Consider the following 19076-nt stretch of genomic DNA (forward strand, 5'->3'; position numbering starts at 1 on the left):
CGTTGTGCGGTGGGCAGGGGGCCCCGCGCAGGTCCTCGGACGTGATGAAACGGTGAGAACCCCCTGTCACCTTGGGTGATGCCCCTCGCCTCCCGGAGCCGGGCAGTGTAGACATGGCACATGGTCCGACTCGTGGGTCGATCCGGGACTCGATCGCCCCTGCGGCCCGGCGCTGCGCCGTCGGCACGGCAGCCGCGGGAGGCGGGCCCGTCGCGGTGGCAACCGGCGGCGGGGCTGCGGTCGGTGCTGGGCGGACGCAGCGTCGCCGGACAGGTGTTCCTGCTCGTCGTGGTGATCGTGCTGCTGCTGGTCGTGGCGGCCGTCGTGGCGCTGGTGCTCCAGGTGCGGCACGACACGACGCAGGAGGCCCGCAACCGTTCGCTCGCCGTCGCGGAGACCTTCGCCAACGCGCCGGGCACCGTCGAGGCGCTGCAGGGTCCCGATCCCACCGCCGTGCTCCAGCCACGTGCCGAAGCCACCCGTGAGCGGTCGAAGGTCGACTTCGTCGTCGTCATGGACACCGACGGGATCCGCTACACCCACCCCAAGCCGGACCGGATCGGGAAGAAGTTCGTCGGGACGATCGCGCCGGCGCTGGCCGGGAAGTCGTTCACCGAGGAGGTCGACGGCACCATCGGCCCGCTCGTCCAGGCCGTCGTACCGGTCAAGGACCAGGACGGCCGGGTCGTGGGCCTGGTCTCGGCGGGGATCACGACCAAGAACGTGGGCGGGACCGCCGACCGCCAGCTGCCGCTCGTGCTCGCGGCCGCCGCCGCGGCGCTCGCCCTGGCGACGGCGGGTGCCGCGCTGGTGAGCCGGCGGCTGCTGCGCCAGACCCACGGTCTCGGGCCGCACGAGATGACCCGGATGTACGAACACCACGACGCCGTGCTGCACGCCGTGCGCGAGGGCGTGCTGATCGTCGACGACGGGGGCACCCTGCTGCTCGCCAACGACGAGGCGCACCGCCTGCTCGGGCTGCCCGCCGACGCCGAGGGCCGGCTCGTCCTCGGTCTGGGTCTCGACCCGGGCATCGCCGAGCTGTTGGCCTCGGGACGGGTCGCCACGGACGAGGTGCACCTGGTCGGGGACCGGCTCCTCGCCGTCAACCAGCGGACCACGGACCGTGCGGGTGTCCCGCCCGGCAGCGTCGCCACGCTGCGCGACTCCACGGAGCTGCGGGCCCTGTCCGGGCGGGCCGAGACCGCGCGCGAGCGGCTCAACATGCTGTACGACGCCGGAGTGGGCATCGGGACCAGCCTGGACGTGACCCGCACCGCCGAGGAGCTCACCGAGCTGGCCGTGCCCCGGTTCGCGGACTTCGTCACCGTGGACCTGTTCGACGCCGTACTGGGCGGCGGGCAGCCGAACGCCGCGGCCGCGCTCAGCCGGACCGCGGTGAGCGGGATCCGCAAGGACGCGCCGCTCTATCCGGCCGGGGAGCGGATCAGGTTCGTCGAGTCCTCTCCTCAGGGCCGCAGCCTCGCCACGGGCAGCCCCGTCCTGGAGCCCCGGCTGGGCGAGGCCCCGGGCTGGCAGGCGCAGGACCTGGAGCGCTCCGCGCAGATCGTCTCGTACGGCATCCACTCGCTGATCACGGTGCCGCTGCGGGCCGGCACCCTGATACTCGGCGTGGTCAGCTTCTGGCGCTACGAGAAGCAGGAGCCCTTCGACCCGGACGAGCTGGCCCTGGCGGAGGAGCTGGTCGCACGGGCCGCCGTCTCCATCGACAACGCCCGCCGCTACACCCGCGAGCACAGCATGGCGGTGACGCTCCAGCGCAGCCTGCTTCCCCGCAACCTGCCCGAGCAGGACGCCTTGGAGATCGCCTACCGCTATCTGCCGGCGCAGGCCGGTGTGGGCGGCGACTGGTTCGACGTGCTGCCGCTGTCGGGGGCCAGGGTCGCGCTCGTGGTCGGGGACGTCGTCGGTCACGGGCTGCACGCGGCGGCCACGATGGGGCGGCTGCGCACCGCGGTGCACAACTTCTCCGCCCTCGATCTGCCACCCGAGGAACTGATCGCCCTGCTGGACGAGTTGGTCGGCCGGATCGACCAGGACGAGACGGAGGAGGACGGCAGCGCCCCGGTCACCGGCGCGACCTGTCTGTACGCCGTCTACGACCCGGTCTCCCGGCGGTGCACCGTCGCGCGGGCCGGGCATCCCCCGCCGGCGCTGATCCACCCGGACGGCACGGTGGAGTTCCTCGACGTGCCCGCCGGTCCCCCGCTGGGGCTCGGTGGCCTGCCGTTCGAGACGGCGGAGCTGGAACTGGCGGAGGGCAGTCGGCTCGTCCTCTACACCGACGGGCTGGTCGAGGACCGGGAGCGGGACATCGACGAGGGGCTGGAGATGCTGCGCGAGGCGCTGGGCCGGGCCGGGCAGTCCCCGGAGGACACCTGCCGGGTCGTGCTCGACTCGCAGCTCACGGCCCGCTCCAGCGACGACATCGCGCTGATCGTGGCCCGTACCCGGGCGCTGACCGCCGACCACGTCGCGGAGTGGCCGGTGCCGGCCGACCCGGCCGCCGTGGGCCAGGTGCGGGCGGCGGTCAGCCGGCAGCTGGCCGAGTGGGGCCTGGAGGATCTGACGTTCAGCACGGAACTGATCCTGAGCGAGCTGGTCACCAACGCGCTGCGGTACGGCGGCGGTCCCATGCGCGTGCGGGTGCTGCGGGACCGCAACCTGATCTGCGAGGTGTTCGACAGCAGCAGCACCTCGCCGCACCTGCGGTACGCGACCATGACGGACGAGGGCGGGCGGGGCCTGTTTCTCGTGGCGCAGCTCGCGGAGCGCTGGGGGACGCGCTATCTGCCCGCGGGGAAGGTGATCTGGGCGGAGCAGCCCCTGCCATAAGGGCGACCAGGGGCTCCCCATAAAGCAGCCTTATGAGCTCATAGACCGGACCCTCGTACCGGGTTAGGCATACCTTAGTTTAAGCTTCCCGTTGAGATCGCTTGTCGCCGCTCGAAGGGAACCTGACCATGCCCCGCCCCCTGCGGGTAGCCATCGTCGGATCCGGCCCCGCCGGGATCTACGCCGCCGACGCCCTGCTCAAGTCCGAGGTGGCCGCCGAACCCGGTGTGTCCATAGACATCTTCGAGCGTATGCCGGCGCCGTTCGGACTGATCCGTTACGGCGTCGCCCCGGACCACCCGCGGATCAAGGGCATCATCACCGCCCTGCACCAGGTGCTCGACAAACCGCAGATCCGGCTCTTCGGCAACGTGGACTACGGCACGGACATCGGCCTGGACGACCTGCGCGCGTTCTACGACGGCGTGATCTTCGCCACCGGCGCGACGGCAGACCGGGCGCTCTCGCTGCCGGGCATCGACCTGGACGGCTCGTACGGCGCCGCGGACTTCGTGTCCTGGTACGACGGTCACCCGGATGTCCCGCGCACCTGGCCGCTGGAGGCGGAGAAGGTCGCCGTGCTCGGCGTCGGCAACGTCGCGCTCGACGTCGCGCGCATCCTGGCCAAGACGGCGGACGAGCTGCTGCCGACCGAGATCCCGGCCAACGTCTACGAGGGTCTGAAGGCCAACCGGGCCAAGGAGATCCACGTGTTCGGCCGACGGGGCCCGGCGCAGGCGAAGTTCAGCCCGATGGAGCTGCGGGAGCTGGACCACTCCCCCAACATCGAGGTCATCGTCGACCCCGAGGACATCGACTACGACGAGGGCTCGATCACCACGCGGCGCGGCAACAAGCAGGCCGACATGGTGGCCAAGACCCTGGAGAACTGGGCGATCCGCGACGTCGGTGACCGGCCCCACAAGCTCTTCCTGCACTTCTTCGAGTCGCCGGTTGAGGTCCTCGGCGAGGACGGCAAGGTCGTGGGCCTGCGCACCGAGCGCACGGAACTCGACGGCACCGGCAACGTCAAGGGCACCGGCACGTTCAACACCTGGGACGTCGGCGCGGTGTACCGCGCGGTCGGCTACCTGTCCGACAAGCTCCCCAAGCTGCCCTGGGACCTCGACTCCGGCACCGTTCCGGACGAGGGCGGCCGGGTCATGCAGGAGTCGGGCGAGCACCTGCAGTCCACGTACGTCACCGGCTGGATCCGGCGCGGCCCCATCGGCCTCATCGGGCACACCAAGGGCGACGCCAACGAGACGGTGAAGAACCTGCTGGAGGACTACGCGGGCGGTAAATTGCACACGCCCGCCACCCCGGACCCCGAGGCCGTGGACGCGTTCCTCGCCGAGCGCGACATCCGCTTCACCACCTGGGACGGCTGGTACAAGCTGGACGCCGCGGAGAAGGCTCTTGGCGACCCCGAGGGCCGCGAGCGCGTGAAGATCGTCGAGCGTGAGGACATGCTGCGGGCCAGCGGCGCCTGACACATCACACCTGACGTCTCACCTGCCGCGGGGCGGGTTCGGTGGCAATGTCACCGAACCCGCCCTTCTGCGTACTTGAAGCGTGTACGATCCGGATGCTTCACCGAACCATCACATCGCCTTCACCTGAAGGCCATGCAGGGGGGACGAACGTCCATGCGCATACGCCTTGTCGCCACCACGGCCCTCGCCGCCGGAGCCCTGACCGCCCTGTCGGCGGTGCCGGCCCAGGCCGCCGAGTACGACTCCGCGCTGAAGATCCGGGGCATCCAGTACGACGCTCCCGGCAGCGACTCCAACCGCTGCTCGGGCGGGAACACCGCCGAGGAGTACCTGACCATCAAGAACTACTCGCGCTCCACGACGGTGAACCTCAAGGGGTACGTCGTGAAGGACGCGGCGGGGAACAAGTTCACCTTCACCGCGAGCCACACCCTCCAGCCGGGTGACTACGTGAAGCTGCGCGGCGGCAACGGGACCGACTCCGACACCAGGAACGTCGTCTACCGCGACAACTGCAACTTCATGTGGAACAACGACAAGGACACCATCTACGTGTACAAGCCGTCCGGCAGCCGTGCCGACGTGCACTCGTACACCAAGAGCGGCTCCGACCCGGACCGCAACGGGTACATCACCTTCCACGGCTGAGCCTTTTGCCGATCCGGCAACAGGCTTGGCGTGCGGCGCGGCGGACGCTGGATGATCGGTGGACCGAACGCCCTTCGGATCGCGGGAGGATCCATGCCGCAGACGTCCGCCGCCGACCGCGCACATCGCCTGGTGCCCACACCGGCCGGCCGCACCCACCTCGTGGAGCAGGGCGCCGGACCGCTCGTCCTCCTGCTGCACGGGTTCCCCGAGTCCTGGTACTCCTGGCGCCACCAGTTGCCCGCTCTGGCAGCGGCCGGCTACCGCGCGGTCGCCTTGGACGTACGCGGTTACGGGCGCTCGTCCCGGCCCCCGGAGGTGGACGCGTACCGGATGCTCGATCTGGTGGAGGACAACGTCGCCGTGGTGGAGGCGCTGGGCGAGCCGTCCGCCGTGCTCGTCGGGCACGACTGGGGCGCGACCATCGCGGCGACCTCCGCCCTGGTCCGGCCGGAGATCTTCCGCGCGGTGGGGCTGCTGAGCGTGCCCTACACTCCGCCCGGCGGGCCGCGACCGAGTGAGGTCTTCGCGCGGATGGGGGGTGACGAGGAGTTCTACGTCTCCTACTTCCAGGAGCCGGGCCGGGCCGAGGCGGAGATCGAGCCCGACGTGCGCGGCTGGCTGGCGGGCTTCTACGCGGCCCTGTCGGCGGACACGCTGCCCGAGGCCGACCCCCATTTCGTGGCCCGCGGCGGTCGGTTGCGCGACCGGTTCCCCGCCGGGCGGCTGCCGGAGTGGCTGAGTGAGGCCGACCTCGACGTCTATGCCGCGGAGTTCGAACGCACCGGACTGACGGGGGCGCTGAACCGGTACCGGAACATGGATCGCGACTGGCGGGACCTGGCGGACTTCGCCGGTGCCCCTGTCACCCAGCCGTCGCTGTTCATCGGAGGCACCCTGGACGCGTCCACGACCTGGCTGGCCGACGCGATCGCGGCGTACCCGACCACGCTGCCCGGGCTGAGGGGCTCGCACCTTCTGGACGGCTGCGGTCACTTCGTTCAGCAGGAGCGTCCCGCCGACACCAACCGCCTCCTGACCGAGTGGCTCGCCGGCCTTCCGGCCTAGGGGGTCGGCAGCCAGCGGTGCAGGTAGGCACGCAGGCCCGTGAGGTCGGTGCCGCGTGCCACGTAACCCAGGTATCCGTCGGGCCGTACGAGGGCGTGGTGGACACCGGGCCAGGGGCTGCGCGTGCCCAGCCGGTGCACGCTCAGCAGTCCGTGCCGTTCGCCCAGCCGCGGGTCGTCGGGCCAGAGGTGGGCGGGGCCGGTGAGCAGCATGTGGTAGCCCGGCCCGGTGACGCGCCGCTGGAGGCCGGACGGAGTGTCGGGCAGACGGTCTCCCGCCCGTGGGCCCCGGCGCGGCCGGAGGGGTCCGGTGACGGAGGCGGGGCCCCGGCGGTAGTGGATGCCGAGTTCGGAGACCGTGCGGAAGAGTCGCGCCCGGGCACCGGTCGCCCGCAGGAGCAGGGGGGCCACGTGCGGGGCGAACCACGTCCGTGCCAGCCGCAGGGCCGGATGGCTGCTCGTACCCGCGGTGAACGCACGGTCGGTGAGGCGGCGCACGGAGTGCCCGACCGGGGCGCGTTCGGCCTCGTACGTCCCCAGCAGGTCCTCCGGTGCCGCGCCGCGGCAGACATGGGCGAGCTTCCAGCCCAGGTTGAGCGCGTCCTGGACGCCGGTGTTCATGCCCTGTCCCCCGGCCGGGCTGTGGATGTGCGCCGCGTCGCCGGCGAGGAAGAAGGGGCCTCTGCGGTAATGGGTGGCGCCGCGGTTGTGGATGCGGAAGCTCGTCATCCAGGCCGGATCGCGCAGGGAGAGCCTGTCGGGCGTCCAGTCGTCCGCGATCCGCTGGAGGAGGGCCAGGCTCACCTTGTCGCCGGGGGCGCCCGGCGGATGCATCGCGATCATCCGCCAGGTGGCCGGAGAGCCCAGCGGGAAGAAGAGCAACAGTCCGGCCGCGGTCATGTACGTGTGCGCGGCGCCCGGCTCGAGTCCGTCGGCCTCCAAATCCGCGAGCAGGAACGTCTGCGGGTAGGCGTACCCCTCGAAGCCGATGCCCGCCTGGGAGCGCACGGTGCTGTGTGCGCCGTCGCAGCCGACCACGTAGCGGGCCCGTACGGTCTCCTCGGTTCCGTCCCGGTGTCGCAGGCGGCAGGTGACGTGCTCGCCCCCGGTTTCGGCGCTCAGCAGTTCCGTGCCGCGCTCGACCGTCACGTCCCGCGCGGCCAGATGAGCCGTCAGGGTGGCTTCCGTCTCCGACTGCGGGAGGAAGAGCAGGAACGGGTACGGCGTGTCGTCGCAGCCGACGTCGAACAGCGGGACGCGCAGCACCCGCCGGGGCAGGTGCAGGTGCAGCCCGACCGCCGCGTTGCCCCGGCCGACGAGGTCGTCCGCCACACCGAACGCGGACAGCATCTCCAGGGTCCGGGGCTGGATCGCCGGGGCGCGCGACTCCCGGGCGCGGTCCGGTGAGCGGTCCACGACCCGGAACGGGGTGCCGTAGGCGCGCAGTTGGGTCGCGAGCGCGAGTCCGGTGGGGCCCGCGCCCACCACGAGCACGTCCAGGGGTGCCGTCATGACACACACCGTAGACGCGACCGGCTGGAGCATGTCGTCGCCGTGCGGCGTGCCGGGGCCCTCCGCGACGCGTGCGTGGCGGAGGGCTCCCGTCCGGTGGTGCCGGTTCAGACCTCCAGGTCGGCTTCGATACGGCGCAGCTGGTGCCGGGCCATGGCGAGGTTGGCCCTGCTCCCGTCGAGCACGAGGTAGAGGAAGAGTCCGCTGCCTCCGCGCCCCTTCAGGAGGCGGATGAGGTGGTACTGGGTGTTGAGCGTGATCAGGATGTCCTCGATCTCCTCCTTCAGGCCCAGGTGCTCCATGGTGCGCAGCTTCGACCGCACGACGTCGGTGTTGCCCGCGGCGGCGACTTCCAGGTTGAAGTCCTTGCCGCCGCCGAGGGTGCCGAGGGCCATGCCGCTGGTGTAGTCGACGAGGGCGACGGCCGTCGCTCCGTCGATGGAGCTCAGGCATTCCTTCAGCGCGGTCTCCGTGTTGGCCATGCGCTCGGTTCCTTTCCTTCGGTCTTCTGCTTCGGTGGGTCGGGAGGTTTGGTGGGTCGGGAGGTTTGGTGGGTCTGGAGGTTTGGTGGGTCTGGAGGTTTGGTGGGTCGGGAGGTTTGGTGGGTCGGGAGGTTCGGTGGGTCTGGTGGTCCGGGTGGGCTCAGAGGCCGGTCTGCGGGCGTGGCTGGTGCGTGGGTCGCTGCGGGGTCCGTACCGGGAGGGTGCCGATGGGGCGGTCGCCGGCCGGGGGCACGGTCGCGAGGTGCTCTTCGGGCGCCGGCCGGTCGGCGTGGCGGCCGGTGCCCGGGCCCACGCGAGTGGCCAGCAGGTCGGCGATCCGGGCGCCGCTGCGCCGGCCTTCGAGGTGGAGGCGGCCGACGTTGACGCGGTCCTCGGCGAGGAGGGTGAGTACGGCGGTGGTTCCGGCGGCGTAGGTGGCGACGTAGCCACCGGAGCCCCGCACCAGCAGTTCGCGGAAGTCGCCGCGGGCGGCGGCGTCGGTCATGCGGTAGGCGACGCCGAGGGCGGCGGCGGTGAGCGCCGCGAGTCCCTCCGGTTCGGTGTCCGGCACGTCGTGGGCGAGGACGAGTCCGTCGACGGTGGCCGCGAGGGAGCCCGTCAGCCGGGGTATGCGGGTGCGGAGCCGACGCAGTTCGTCCAGGACGTCGGTCTCGACGGCCATGAGCAGTCTCCTTTCGGCACGCTGTCTTCGCGCGCGGATCACAGTGCCTCCAAGGCGTGCAGGAGCCGTCGCAGCAGTGCGGTGTCGGGCTCGTCCGGTGCGGCGGGACGAGGAGGGGGGCCCGGCTCGGCGGGCACGGGAGCGGGGGCTGGGGTGGGGGCGGGGGTCGGGGCTGGAGTGGGGGCGGGGACCAGGGGGGCCGCGGGAGCCACCAGTCCGGCGGCGGCGAGGCGGCGGAGTTCGACGAGGGTGTGGAAGGTGCGGCAGGCGAGGGCCGTGGCGATCTGGGCGGCGGTACGGACGCCGTCGACCTGGGCGAGGGTCCGGCCGCGGCGGGCCGGCAGGTCGGCGGCGTCCGGCCCGGGCACGCGGGCGAGGGGCGCGCGGTCGACGGCTGGTTCGGGCCATATGCGGTGCAGCAGTTCGCGGCGGCGTCTGGACTCGCGCAGGACGGTGTCCACCGGTACGGACCGGACCGCGCCGAGCCAGTGTGCGGCTCCGGGGCGGAACCGGAGAGCCGGTCCGTCGTGGGCGAGGACGAAGTACGCCGCGTCGAAGAGGGCGCCCAGGTGGCACAGTTCCAGCGCGCCGACGGGGAGCTGACCGTTGTCCACCAGCTGCCGTCCGACGCGGCAGCGGCGCCCGGCCTGGTCGATCGCCTCCCACCAGCCGTCCGGGGCGAGCGCACCGCTGTGGGTGAGCAGGTCACCGAGGTCGGGTGTGACGGCGGACTCGACGTGGACGACGTGTCCTGTAGCGAGGTAGACGATCCCCGACTCGGTGGACAGGGCACCGGTCGCCCCCTGCGCGGCGAGGGTGCTCAGCAGGGCCGAGGCGGGTTCGTCCGTGCGCGGGGCCCGGGTAGGTGTGGTCATCCGAGCACCAGCCGGTCTGTCAGCTCTGCCAGACGGATGCGGGCCAGCGCCAGGTTCCCTTCGCTGCGGTCGAGCCATAAGTGCACGAACACGGTGCTGTCGAAGGTCGTCGTGACGAACCTGAGCAGGTGGTACGAGTCGGCGTTAGTGATGATCAGGTCCTGTACTGGGGGTTCCTTGCCGGACGGCCCGTCGAGGCCGCCGGGGCCGCCGGGGCCGCCGCCGGGCGATGCGCCTGCGCCGTCACCCGACGGTCCGCCGGTGAGGGCGAGGGCGCCGCTCTCGGTGGCGAGGCGGGCGAGTTCGGCGGTTTCCGCAGCCGTCGCCTCCGCGTCGCCACCGGGTGCCGCACCCACCGCACCCAGGGCAAGACCACTGATCCAGTCGACCACCGACGCCCCTCGAGCACCTGGCAAGCGCATGGCTTCCAGCAGACTCTCGTCGATTCCGGGCACGCCGAATCCCCTTCCCCCTGCACGGCCGTTCCCGCGAACGTGAGCACGACACTACGGAAAGTGGTGGGCGCAGGTGAACGCTTTGGCATTTTCCAAAGGAATGTGCAGGGAAGCGGGCGGGGGGCGAGCGGGGTTGATCGGAAGCGGGCAGGATGGATCGCGGGGCACCACAGGGCGGTTAGCCACTCACCCTGACCTGCACCTTCACGACTTAAACACGCCAGGGCACCCTCGCGGCGATTCGCAGGTTCGGCAAGCCTTCGCAGGCTTCAGCAGGACTCATGCTGACCACTTGCTGACTTTACTGACGGGTAATCAGGTTGATGTGCACGACCTCGCCTCGCGCTGTCACGCATCCGCCCCAGCGATGTCGGCCGACCAAGGCAACGGCTCCTGTGCCCCGCCTGCGGGCTCAGGCGGACGTCGTCAAGGGACCGTCGCAGCGCCACAGGGCCCAACCCACTGGCCTACGGCCGATTGCGGGCTGCAGCACATACTCATCTGCCGACGTCGGCTCCTCAGACCGGGGGAGGCGGAACATAGCCGCGAACCGCCGGTTGGCCAAACCGGCGGTTTTTCCCACCATTGGAACTAGCCCCGCCAGCCACTCTGAGGCGAGGCTCTCGCCGTTCAGGAACCCAGCCATTCACGCCACGACGAGACCTGTCCAAGTTCAAGGAGCGACCCTGACCGAAAACCAGCGCACGTCAGCAAACGAAACAGGCCTCGCGCGAATTCCTCAATCGAGCCGCCGGTCGGCTGAGTCTGTACTCATGGACACCTCCGAAGTCGCCGCAACGCTCAATATGTCCACCAGTTGGATGTACAAGGAGGCTGCAAAGCTAGGCCTACGGGGTTACAAGCTCGGACGAGGCAGGAACGCCAAGGTGCTGTACAAGAGGAGTGAGATCTTCAGGTGGCTGGAACAACAGAGAATTCACTAAGAGGGCATCTGATCTAGGTAGTTGGTGTTCTGGGATGCTTTTGTGACTGGCGGCGTTGGCGGTCGTTGCACGGTGCGTGAGTGCTCGTCGTCCGTACCGCAGTGATGTGTCCGATGCCCGCTGGGCTCTGATCGAGCCGGTCTTCGCCGCCTGGCGGGCGAGACGGACCGTCCCGGCACGGCGGCCCGCGTGCATGACTTGCGGGAGATCGTCAACGCGATCCTGTACGTCAACCGCACCGGCATCCCGTGGGAGTACCTGCCCCACGACTTCCCGCCGTACAAGACCGTCTACGACTACTACGCGAAGTGGGAAGCGGACGGCACTACCCAGCAGGTGCATGACCTGTTACGTGACAAGACCCGCCGAGCCCACGGCCGCAGAGCCGAGCCGACCGCGGCCGTGATCGACGCGCAGAGCGTGAAGACCTCGGCAAACGTGGCCGAGACCAGCCAGGGCATCGACGCCGGCAAGAAGATCAAAGGACGTAAACGGCACCTGATCACGGACACGCTCGGTCTCGTGCTGGCCGTCGTCATCACCGCCGCGAACGTGCAGGACACCACCGGCGGCAAGCTCCTGCTCAACGACGTGGCTGCGAACCACCCAAGCGTGTCCAAGGTCTGGGCCGACGGCGGATACCAGAACAGCATCTTCAACCACGGCGCCCTCCTCGGCATCGACTTGGAAGTCGTGCAGCGACCTCGAGCGAAGGGGTTCGAGCCCCTGCCAAAACGGTGGGTGATCGAGCGGACCTTCGGCTGGCTGATGCAGCACCGCCGCCTGGCCCGGGACTACGAAGCCCTGCCCCAGAGATCTCGAGCAATGATCCACTGGGCGATGGCTAACAAAATGTCCCGCGAACTGACGGGAGAATCCGCGCCAACCTGGCGAATCGAAACGGACATGACTACCACAACGGCCTGAACGTTGATCAGATGCCCTCTTAGGGCAGGCCGCGGGCCCACCACCTCACCCTCGATCCCGGATAACCAGCGTCCGGGCAGCCAATCCCCTGCCCCGTTCGGTCCCGATCGTCCCCAACCCCTCCCACTGCAGCCGCAGCAGGACCCGAACCCGCGTTGCCAGACCAAGATCCGGACCATTTCCGGACCAGCCCCTCGACGGAAGGCCGCGCCGAATACCGTTTTGCCTGGTCAGCGTGGGTGCTGTTGCTGTACCACCAGCAGACTAAGAACCTGCTAGTCACACCACGGCGCAGCACCCTTCAGATCGGACGCAAGCGGCGCTGCCGACAGACAGCGGTGGCATCGGAGTCTTGTGGAGTCTCAACAAGGCGACATTGTGAGCGACGCCGTCCCTCCGCAACGCCTGACTCAACCGCCAGCCAAGTCAGCATCGGTCCGGACATCACTGACCCTGCAAACGCCTACGCAAGCGCCGAAGCTTGGAAAAGAGCCCCTTACCCGAGCCTGACGAGGCGTCAGCAAAGTCAGCATTAGGTCAGCAAGAGTCCTGCCACAGCCGCCCACAGACAGCCACACCGTGGAATCGCCAACCGCACCAGCCTGAGCCAGCGGGCCGTTTGGACGCCTTCCGGCAAGCAAATGGAAGACCGCGAGAGTCACCCGCCCACCTTCCACCTCGCGGCCACCAACGCCGACGCGTTTCCGCAGGTCAGCGCACTCTTCCCCGCCGTTTCAACGGCACCGGCGGCAGTTCCGGTGCGGGCAGTGGAGCCCCGTCGTACCCCTTCACTTCTCCGAACCGGGAGCCTTCCATCCAATCCTGACGGGCCTGTACGATCTCTTCCTGAGTCCGCCCGATCCAGTTTAGAACAAGTGGAGCAGGCTTGGATGCACGAGCACGGCAATCTCCCAGTCCCGTACGGCGCTTTCGTGTGTGGGTCGGCACGGTCGAAACGACGTTGCCGAACCGATAGCAGCTGACGGTCACGGCACCAGAACTGTTACCAGCCCCAGTGAGGGCGGCAGGCTGTTTCAATCACGCCCCCCGTACGGCGATAGCCCGTGGGGCCTCGCACCGTCCTGAAGAACGCGGCCATCATCCACCTCGCCCACATCTCCGGGCTCAACTCCGCGCAGGACCAGAAGGCAACCTCTGCCCGATCAGTCCCAGATGACGGGGTTCAACGGAGCGTAGTCAGCACCAAGTCAGCACGGGAGGGGGTGAGAACGGGTGATGACGTGGGCCTTTAGTCAGCACCAAACCAGCACGGGAGTCAGCACCGTACCGTCAAATCACCCCGAACTACGCGTCCCGGACAGCGCTCATTTCGCCCATCTTCGAGCCCCTGAACCGCCCTTCTGTGAGCTGACATGGTGGGCACAGGCATAGCCAGCCCCCGAACTATGTTGCCCCGCCACATGTGCGCCTGACCTGCATGTTTCTACCGTGTGCCGACACGTACCCGTCCCCACCGCACATGAGGAAGTGGCGCCCATGGCCTCCGGAACCACCGCTCCCCCACCCCCCGCCAACCTCAAACGCATCGTCACCGCCAGCCTCATCGGCACCACCATCGAGTGGTACGACAACTCATTCGATCGGGGCTAGGACCTGTGGGTTTCCTTGATTCGGGCCATCGAAGTCAGCACGTAACCAGCACGGGGTTGGTGGCGTGCTGACTCGGCACTGGCAGACCAGCGGCACGGCACGTTCCAACGAGCTCAGGGACATTGAGGCGCGGTTACACAACGTTGCGAAAGGTGTCGGCCTACACACTCCTTGGTGTGGCTTCGTCAGACGTCGGCAAGGCAGCGGCGATGAGCACGGTGCTGGTACGTGAACTCAGCCATGACACGCTTTGCCAACTGGTCGGCTACGGCGCGCTCGATATTGAGGATGGCCAGCGGCTCGGATTCACCGGTACCCAGCTCAGCGCAGGCCTCTCCTTCAACCGAGCCCAGCAGTACGCCCGCGAACACGCCGAACAGGAAGCCATCGGCACGGATATAACTGCTACCGCCGAGGGTCTCGTTCCAATGGGGACCATCCCCGCGCGTGCGGGGAGGACGCGTGGATGTCCACCGCTTTCTGCGGTGTACTGCTGCCCTCCAAAGGCCGCATCGAACCAGCCTTAGGCCAGCTCGCCCACGTGCCGCTCGGAAATATCGAGAATGACGCCGAGCGACGTCGCACTGTTGCCGATCTTGTGCGCCGCCCGGAAAGTCTCCAGCGCATCGGGAACCAGCTCGTAACTTCGGCCCCGTCACCCACTTCTGGTTCCGTCGCCGCCGCACGTCGTACAGCCCTGCGGTGAGGCCCGCTGCCCCGCCCGCAAACGCTCGCGTCCTTCCAAACTGATCCGCCTTACCGGGCTACTCGACCCCCGCGTCTTCCGCCGAGTTGCACCCCGCCTGGATCCGTACCGTTCCCTCATGCCACGAACCGCACCGAGCCGTGCAGATCAGCATCTGATGACCGCGGCAGCCGCCGCCGGACACCCGGTCAGCGCCGCCCAACTCGAACGCTGGAGACAGCACGGCCTCCTCCCCCGGCCTCGGGTCGACTACCTGGGCCGGGCCGGCACCAGGACGGAGTACCCGCCCGGCACCGAGGAACTGGTGCTCTCACTCGCCCGACATGCCGGTCCACGCCGCAGCATGGACGACTTGGCCCTGATGGCATTCTTCGACGGCGCTGCCGTACCCGAGCTCGCGCTCAAACTCGCCCTGGCCCGCACCTACTTCACCAGCCGCTTCTCCCAGGAGGATGGGGTCGCGAAAGTCGCGGCATCCGTGCCTCAAGAATGGCGAGGCGAACTGACGCCGCAATACGAAGAAGCTGAAGCCGAGGCCCGCCTCGACCTCGAACGCGGAGGCAGAGCCATCCGGCAGATGCGCATCAACCTGCGTCGCCTTCCCGAACTCTCCCGCGCGCCCCGAGCGGAAGTCGACGAGCGCCTCCTCGGAGTACTCACCGGCCTCAACCTCCCGGAGTTACCCGAAGACGACCTCGCGTTCATGGCCGACCTGGAAGCGGCCCTGGCCCTTGACTCGGATGTGGAGAGCGACGACTCCTTACCGGTCTGGGAAATGGCCGCCATCAGCCATGCGTCCCAGATGGCGCGTCGGGAAGAGACCTCGCCTGAGGAGCGACTGGATCGCCTCGTCCACGCAAGCATGGACGAACTCGACGCTCTGCGTCACGAGGTTCGAACGGCGCTCGACCAGACCTGGACGCGGGCAACCGGCGGCCGAGAGGACCAGGCCCGTCTCGACCGGCCCCGGACCGCACGTGGGGCAGGCTCCACTCTGGTGGAGTGGATGAGCGCGAGGCTCACACACCCACCGGGGTCGTCGCTCTCCGACCGGTACTTCATCGAAAGTCTGGCCGACCTGGGGCTGCGCTGCTTCATCGCCACTGCCCGTCGCATGTCAGACGGCTCAGCCACGGGAGAGGGGAGAGCAGTGTTCATTGCCCGCACGTCCGGGGCAACCGGCAGACACCGACGACAATGACCGTCGTCTGTCTGACTGCCTTCGCTTCACGCCTTGCTGGGACAGGCGCCTTGGAGGTGGACAGCGCAGATCAGCAATGCGCAACTACCTGTGCCAACACCGCTCCCCGGCGTGCGGTTTGCCCGTCAAGGGGAGGTACCAGCTGGCGACCTTTCGGGTGCAGGGAACGCCTGTACCCGGACGTCCAGTTGCGCTGTACCAACCCCGGCAGCACGCGCCTGAACTGCTTGCCCACCGACAGCAGACTGCCGCTGCTCCAGTGGGCCCTGTGCATCATGAAAAATGCACGTCAGATGGCCTGGTGTGCGTAGGCGTCGGGAGGCTGGGGTGGGTCCGGAGCGGTAGTCCACCGACAAGGTCATCCGTCCGCGATGCCCCGCTGTCAGTGCCCGCCCGTAGCCTCGCAGAGGCAATCGTGCTGAAGGGGGCCCCATGGCAGTCCGACCCTGTTCCAGGTGTGGCAAGAATGAGAGCGCCAATCGCAAAGGCAAGCCAGGACGCTGTGTTGAGTGTATCGATGCGATCTACCGTGCACTCAAGGTAGATCCAGAGGGGACGTTTGTATCTCCTGGGGCCCCGAGGAACTACCGGTGCCAGACCTGTGGCAGGCCCGGGGCGATTCCGTACAAGGAGATCCAGTCGCGAAGTATTGAACTCTGCAACTGGTGCGTCAGTCGCCGCATGTATGAGGACGGCCTGGCGCGGGACCCAGAGCACTGGCTGATGGACCAGAGCGACGTGGCCCGAATGGCCCGCGAAGCGGGTTTTGAAATGGTGGATGGGGCTGGGAGGACGCTTCCCGAGAGTCAAATGGTCTGCCGTATCGGGGAAGTTTGGGAGTCGATCGATGTCGTGTGCATACTCTGTGCTGCCCCGAACACCTTCAACGCCGTCCATATACTTTCGAGTTCGAGTAAGCCATGGACGCATTGCTATGCATGCTTCACATCAAAGTTCGCTGGTTGGCAAAACGAGTTCTATGGCAAGTTCGGATTGATTCGAGAGCACGATGGGTATGCGAAGCTATCGGACCCAGTCTCTGCGCACTGTGCTGAGCCCGACTGTGGTGCGAGCAGGAAAGTCTCCATCTGTGCGCTCGCTGCTGGCGCCCCTCCTTGCTTGCGATGCGCAGAGGGGGTCGACCCGGATCTCCCTCACTGGGTATATCTGATCCACTTTCTACCCCTTGGGCTGATCAAGGTCGGAATCACGCATAGCGAGCCGAGGGTGTATGACCGCGTCGCTGCCCACATCTCTCGGGGCGGTGTCCTGATTGATCGGTGCCTCGTTCCGAATCGGGAGGCTGCTCGTACTGTCGAGGATTGGGTATTGGAGTCGATGCGCCAGCACCTACGGTCTGGGGATCCGAGAGACTTCCCTCAAGGAGGGTGGACTGAGACCTGGGTCGACAGTGCCCCCTCTTTAGACCTCGGCGCGGTGATTGATGAAATCGCTACCCAGAAGGCCCCTGGATTCGATCGAGGGTCAAGGGTGGAAGCCTTCCCTTCTTCGCCGGCAGTGGACAGCAGCATGCACGGTAGGTTCGTGTTCTCCGAGGAGGTGTCGGAGAGTGGAGAGGTCACTCATACCGTGACCTTTGTTCATCCACTGCTTGAGTAATCAATTTCTGAACGGTCACGTGACCTGTTCTACGCCTGCTACGCGCGAGCCCAGAAGGGCCGCTGACCGGGCGCGTTCGGTCAGCGGCCCCAGCGGCTGGAGGGAGCTACGCGGCCTCCACCACCGCTTCGAACTGGAGCGGCAGATTGAAACGGTCTGGGCCGAGACATAACTGACTTCGTCCACCTGCTGTTATCTAACGCTGTTGTCAGTCGAAGGGTTCGGGATCGGCGACGCTCCCACGCGACATAACGGCAACGTTCTTGTCTCCGTCCCTGACGCCAGTGCGAGCACGAATTCGCCATGACGAGGCAGCGGCGGCGCGTACTGGAAGCCGTTCTCGGTGCGAGTGATCACGATGCTGCCTGCGCAGCAGCGATTCGCGGAGCGGCCACGGGCCATGGCCTTGGAGAGGTGTCCTTCGGGTGGCGGCGGAGAGCCCACCTCGTGGCAGTGGACCGACAGCTGCGTGCAGGCGATGTGTGCGTCGGGTGCCGCCGCCCGTACCCCTTGGATGATTTCTGGTCGCGGATTGGCTGTCCGGCCGCTCGTCCCCATCGAGAAGATCACCATGCGCGGGTCAACCGCGGACGTGAGCGAGCGCGCGAACTCCACCGGATTCATAGCCCCGGGAAGGCCACCGTGATGCGGGAAGACGAGAACATCTGCGCAGAGTTGCTTACTCCGGCGGTCCAAGATGTCCCTCAAGCCGACGCCGTCGATGTCGCTGGCGAGGAGCACGGCAGCCGCGCCGTCGAGATGAATCCGGATGACGGCGGACATGGTGTTGCTCGTCACCGTGCCGAACCGGGCATCGCGCGTGCGTGGACCTGAGAGCGCCATCAACGGCCGAGGATGACACACTTCGAGCTCCGCCCGGCCCACCCGGATGGGCAGGCCCGTATCCGTGTACACCGGCAGGATGCCCGTGATGCGCTCGTCGTCCGACACGAGCTGCAGAGTTTCCTGCAGGTGCCGCCACGCCCGACTGTCTTTGGACGCGTCAGCGTTGACCCGGACGCGGCCGAGCGACCACCGCGGGTCCAGGAGGAGTCTGTTCATTCCCGCGATGTGATCGTTGTCGACGTGCGAGACGATGACCTCTTCAAGGTCCGTGCAGCCGAGTCTTTCGAGTTCGGCGTGTGTGGTGTCGTCCGCGGCGTCGACAACCGCGCACCGTTTTCCGTCGCGCACGATGGCGGAGTTGCCATGACCGACATCCAGGATCGTGACCGCTAGATCGCCCTCGGGGGATGCGCTCTGACGGGGGACAAAAGCAGCGGTCACAGGGCGCTGACTTCCTCGGACAGTTGGGGGGCCAGGGAGATGTGTGCGAAGCAGAGGTCCTCAGCCCGAGGGGCGTAGCAGTTGACCTCGGCCCGTAACCAGGTGCCTGGCAGCAGGGCGTCGGCCGGGATCCCGGTGTCCTCCTCGAAGCGTAGGAGTGGCAGGTGCGCCACCTGCGTCAGACTCCAGCCGCTGACCAGCACCTCGGCATACGGCGTTGCGCCTGCCGGGTACACGGCGAGGACCTCGACCGGGGTGCGGAACCGGCTCCGCTCTCGTGACCACTTGCCGGCCGCCTCTTCGAGGGCGTATCGGACGGCGCCGAGGACTTCTTCTTCGTCGGCCTGCTTGGGGACGACCGCGGGGATGTCGGCCCGCCAACGGTGGATGGAGGATGCCTCGTGGGTGCCTACATGCGAACTCATAACGATGGCTGGAAGCTTGTGAGGGCTGCTGTTGGCCCTGGCAGCGAGCTCCGCTCCCGTGAACGCGACCGGCCAGCTGTTGCTCAGCTGGTGGTCGCAGACGAGTACGTCTAGAGGGGGGAGCGTCGACAGATACTCCTCCGCCGTGGCCCGGGGCTGCGGCCGGGGCATGATCAGAGCCTGCATGTCGAAGTCTTCGAAGAGCCGACCAAGGGCTTCCGCGTCGGCCTTCACATCGTCCACGATGCCGACCTTGCGGACACCCTCAAGGTACAGAGCCAT

The 19076-nt window shown here is 68.1% G+C and carries 13 protein-coding genes and 2 pseudogenes; 7 read left to right on the forward strand and 8 right to left on the reverse strand.

The window, feature by feature from the left end; all coding sequences use genetic code 11:
- Positions 1-120: 120 nt before the first annotated feature.
- From ACFY5B_RS22730 to ACFY5B_RS22745, 4 genes are all read left to right on the forward strand, one after another.
- Positions 121-2856 carry a SpoIIE family protein phosphatase gene (locus ACFY5B_RS22730; RefSeq protein ID WP_389971936.1) on the forward strand — a complete coding sequence of 912 codons (2736 nt, stop codon included), beginning with the start codon at positions 121-123 and terminating at the stop codon, positions 2854-2856.
- Positions 2857-2984: 128 nt separating this feature from the next.
- Positions 2985-4349 (forward strand): FAD-dependent oxidoreductase, encoded by a 1365-nt coding sequence (locus ACFY5B_RS22735; protein WP_389971938.1) that lies wholly within the window; start codon positions 2985-2987, stop codon positions 4347-4349.
- Positions 4350-4505: 156 nt separating this feature from the next.
- Positions 4506-5000: a lamin tail domain-containing protein gene (locus tag ACFY5B_RS22740; protein ID WP_033308899.1), complete on the forward strand. Its 495-nt coding sequence runs from the start codon at positions 4506-4508 to the stop codon at positions 4998-5000.
- A 93-nt stretch (positions 5001-5093) separates the two neighbouring features.
- A complete protein-coding gene (locus ACFY5B_RS22745; RefSeq protein WP_389971940.1) occupies positions 5094-6068 on the forward strand; it encodes an alpha/beta hydrolase in 975 nt (324 codons plus the stop codon).
- Here ACFY5B_RS22745 and ACFY5B_RS22750 read toward each other — a convergent pair.
- The 5 genes from ACFY5B_RS22750 to ACFY5B_RS22770 all read right to left on the reverse strand — a co-directional run bounded on the left by ACFY5B_RS22750 (position 6065) and on the right by ACFY5B_RS22770 (position 10073).
- Positions 6065-7579 (reverse strand): FAD-dependent monooxygenase, encoded by a 1515-nt coding sequence (locus ACFY5B_RS22750; RefSeq protein ID WP_389971942.1) that lies wholly within the window; start codon positions 7577-7579, stop codon positions 6065-6067. The genes ACFY5B_RS22745 and ACFY5B_RS22750 overlap by 4 nt on opposite strands.
- A 107-nt stretch (positions 7580-7686) precedes the next feature.
- A complete protein-coding gene (locus ACFY5B_RS22755) occupies positions 7687-8061 on the reverse strand; it encodes a hypothetical protein (protein WP_031136637.1) in 375 nt (124 codons plus the stop codon).
- Positions 8062-8221: 160 nt separating this feature from the next.
- A complete protein-coding gene (locus tag ACFY5B_RS22760; protein WP_389971945.1) occupies positions 8222-8743 on the reverse strand; it encodes a roadblock/LC7 domain-containing protein in 522 nt (173 codons plus the stop codon).
- A 38-nt stretch (positions 8744-8781) separates the two neighbouring features.
- Entirely contained in the window at positions 8782-9618 is an 837-nt protein-coding gene (locus tag ACFY5B_RS22765; RefSeq protein WP_389971946.1) for a hypothetical protein, read from the reverse strand.
- The gene (locus ACFY5B_RS22770) at positions 9615-10073 is read right to left on the reverse strand and encodes a hypothetical protein (RefSeq protein ID WP_389971947.1); all 459 of its coding nucleotides are present in this window, start codon (positions 10071-10073) and stop codon (positions 9615-9617) included. Before ACFY5B_RS22770 ends, ACFY5B_RS22765 begins: the two co-directional genes overlap by 4 nt.
- A 1020-nt stretch (positions 10074-11093) precedes the next feature.
- Between ACFY5B_RS22770 and ACFY5B_RS22775 the strand changes: the two are divergent.
- Positions 11094-11944 (forward strand): annotated as a pseudogene (locus ACFY5B_RS22775) (IS5 family transposase).
- Between the two features lie 711 nt (positions 11945-12655).
- On the opposite strand, the pseudogene ACFY5B_RS22780 reads toward ACFY5B_RS22775, so the two are convergent.
- Positions 12656-12811, reverse strand: a pseudogene (locus tag ACFY5B_RS22780) (pirin family protein); the annotation flags it as partial.
- A gap of 920 nt (positions 12812-13731) precedes the next feature.
- Here ACFY5B_RS22780 and ACFY5B_RS22785 point away from each other — a divergent pair.
- Positions 13732-14082: a hypothetical protein gene (locus ACFY5B_RS22785; RefSeq protein ID WP_389971948.1), complete on the forward strand. Its 351-nt coding sequence runs from the start codon at positions 13732-13734 to the stop codon at positions 14080-14082.
- Positions 14083-14379: 297 nt separating this feature from the next.
- Positions 14380-15462 carry a hypothetical protein gene (locus ACFY5B_RS22790; RefSeq protein WP_389971950.1) on the forward strand — a complete coding sequence of 361 codons (1083 nt, stop codon included), beginning with the start codon at positions 14380-14382 and terminating at the stop codon, positions 15460-15462.
- Positions 15463-17274: 1812 nt separating this feature from the next.
- On the opposite strand, the gene ACFY5B_RS22795 is transcribed toward ACFY5B_RS22790, so the two are convergent.
- Positions 17275-18369, reverse strand: coding sequence for a ComEC/Rec2 family competence protein (locus tag ACFY5B_RS22795; RefSeq protein WP_389971951.1), 1095 nt, complete (start codon positions 18367-18369; stop codon positions 17275-17277).
- Positions 18366-19076: a response regulator gene (locus ACFY5B_RS22800; protein WP_389971953.1), complete on the reverse strand. Its 711-nt coding sequence runs from the start codon at positions 19074-19076 to the stop codon at positions 18366-18368. Before ACFY5B_RS22800 ends, ACFY5B_RS22795 begins: the two co-directional genes overlap by 4 nt.

The organism is Streptomyces sp. NPDC013187 (genome assembly GCF_042899705.1).
In the GTDB taxonomy this organism is placed as follows: Bacteria; Actinomycetota; Actinomycetes; order Streptomycetales; family Streptomycetaceae; genus Streptomyces; species Streptomyces hawaiiensis_A.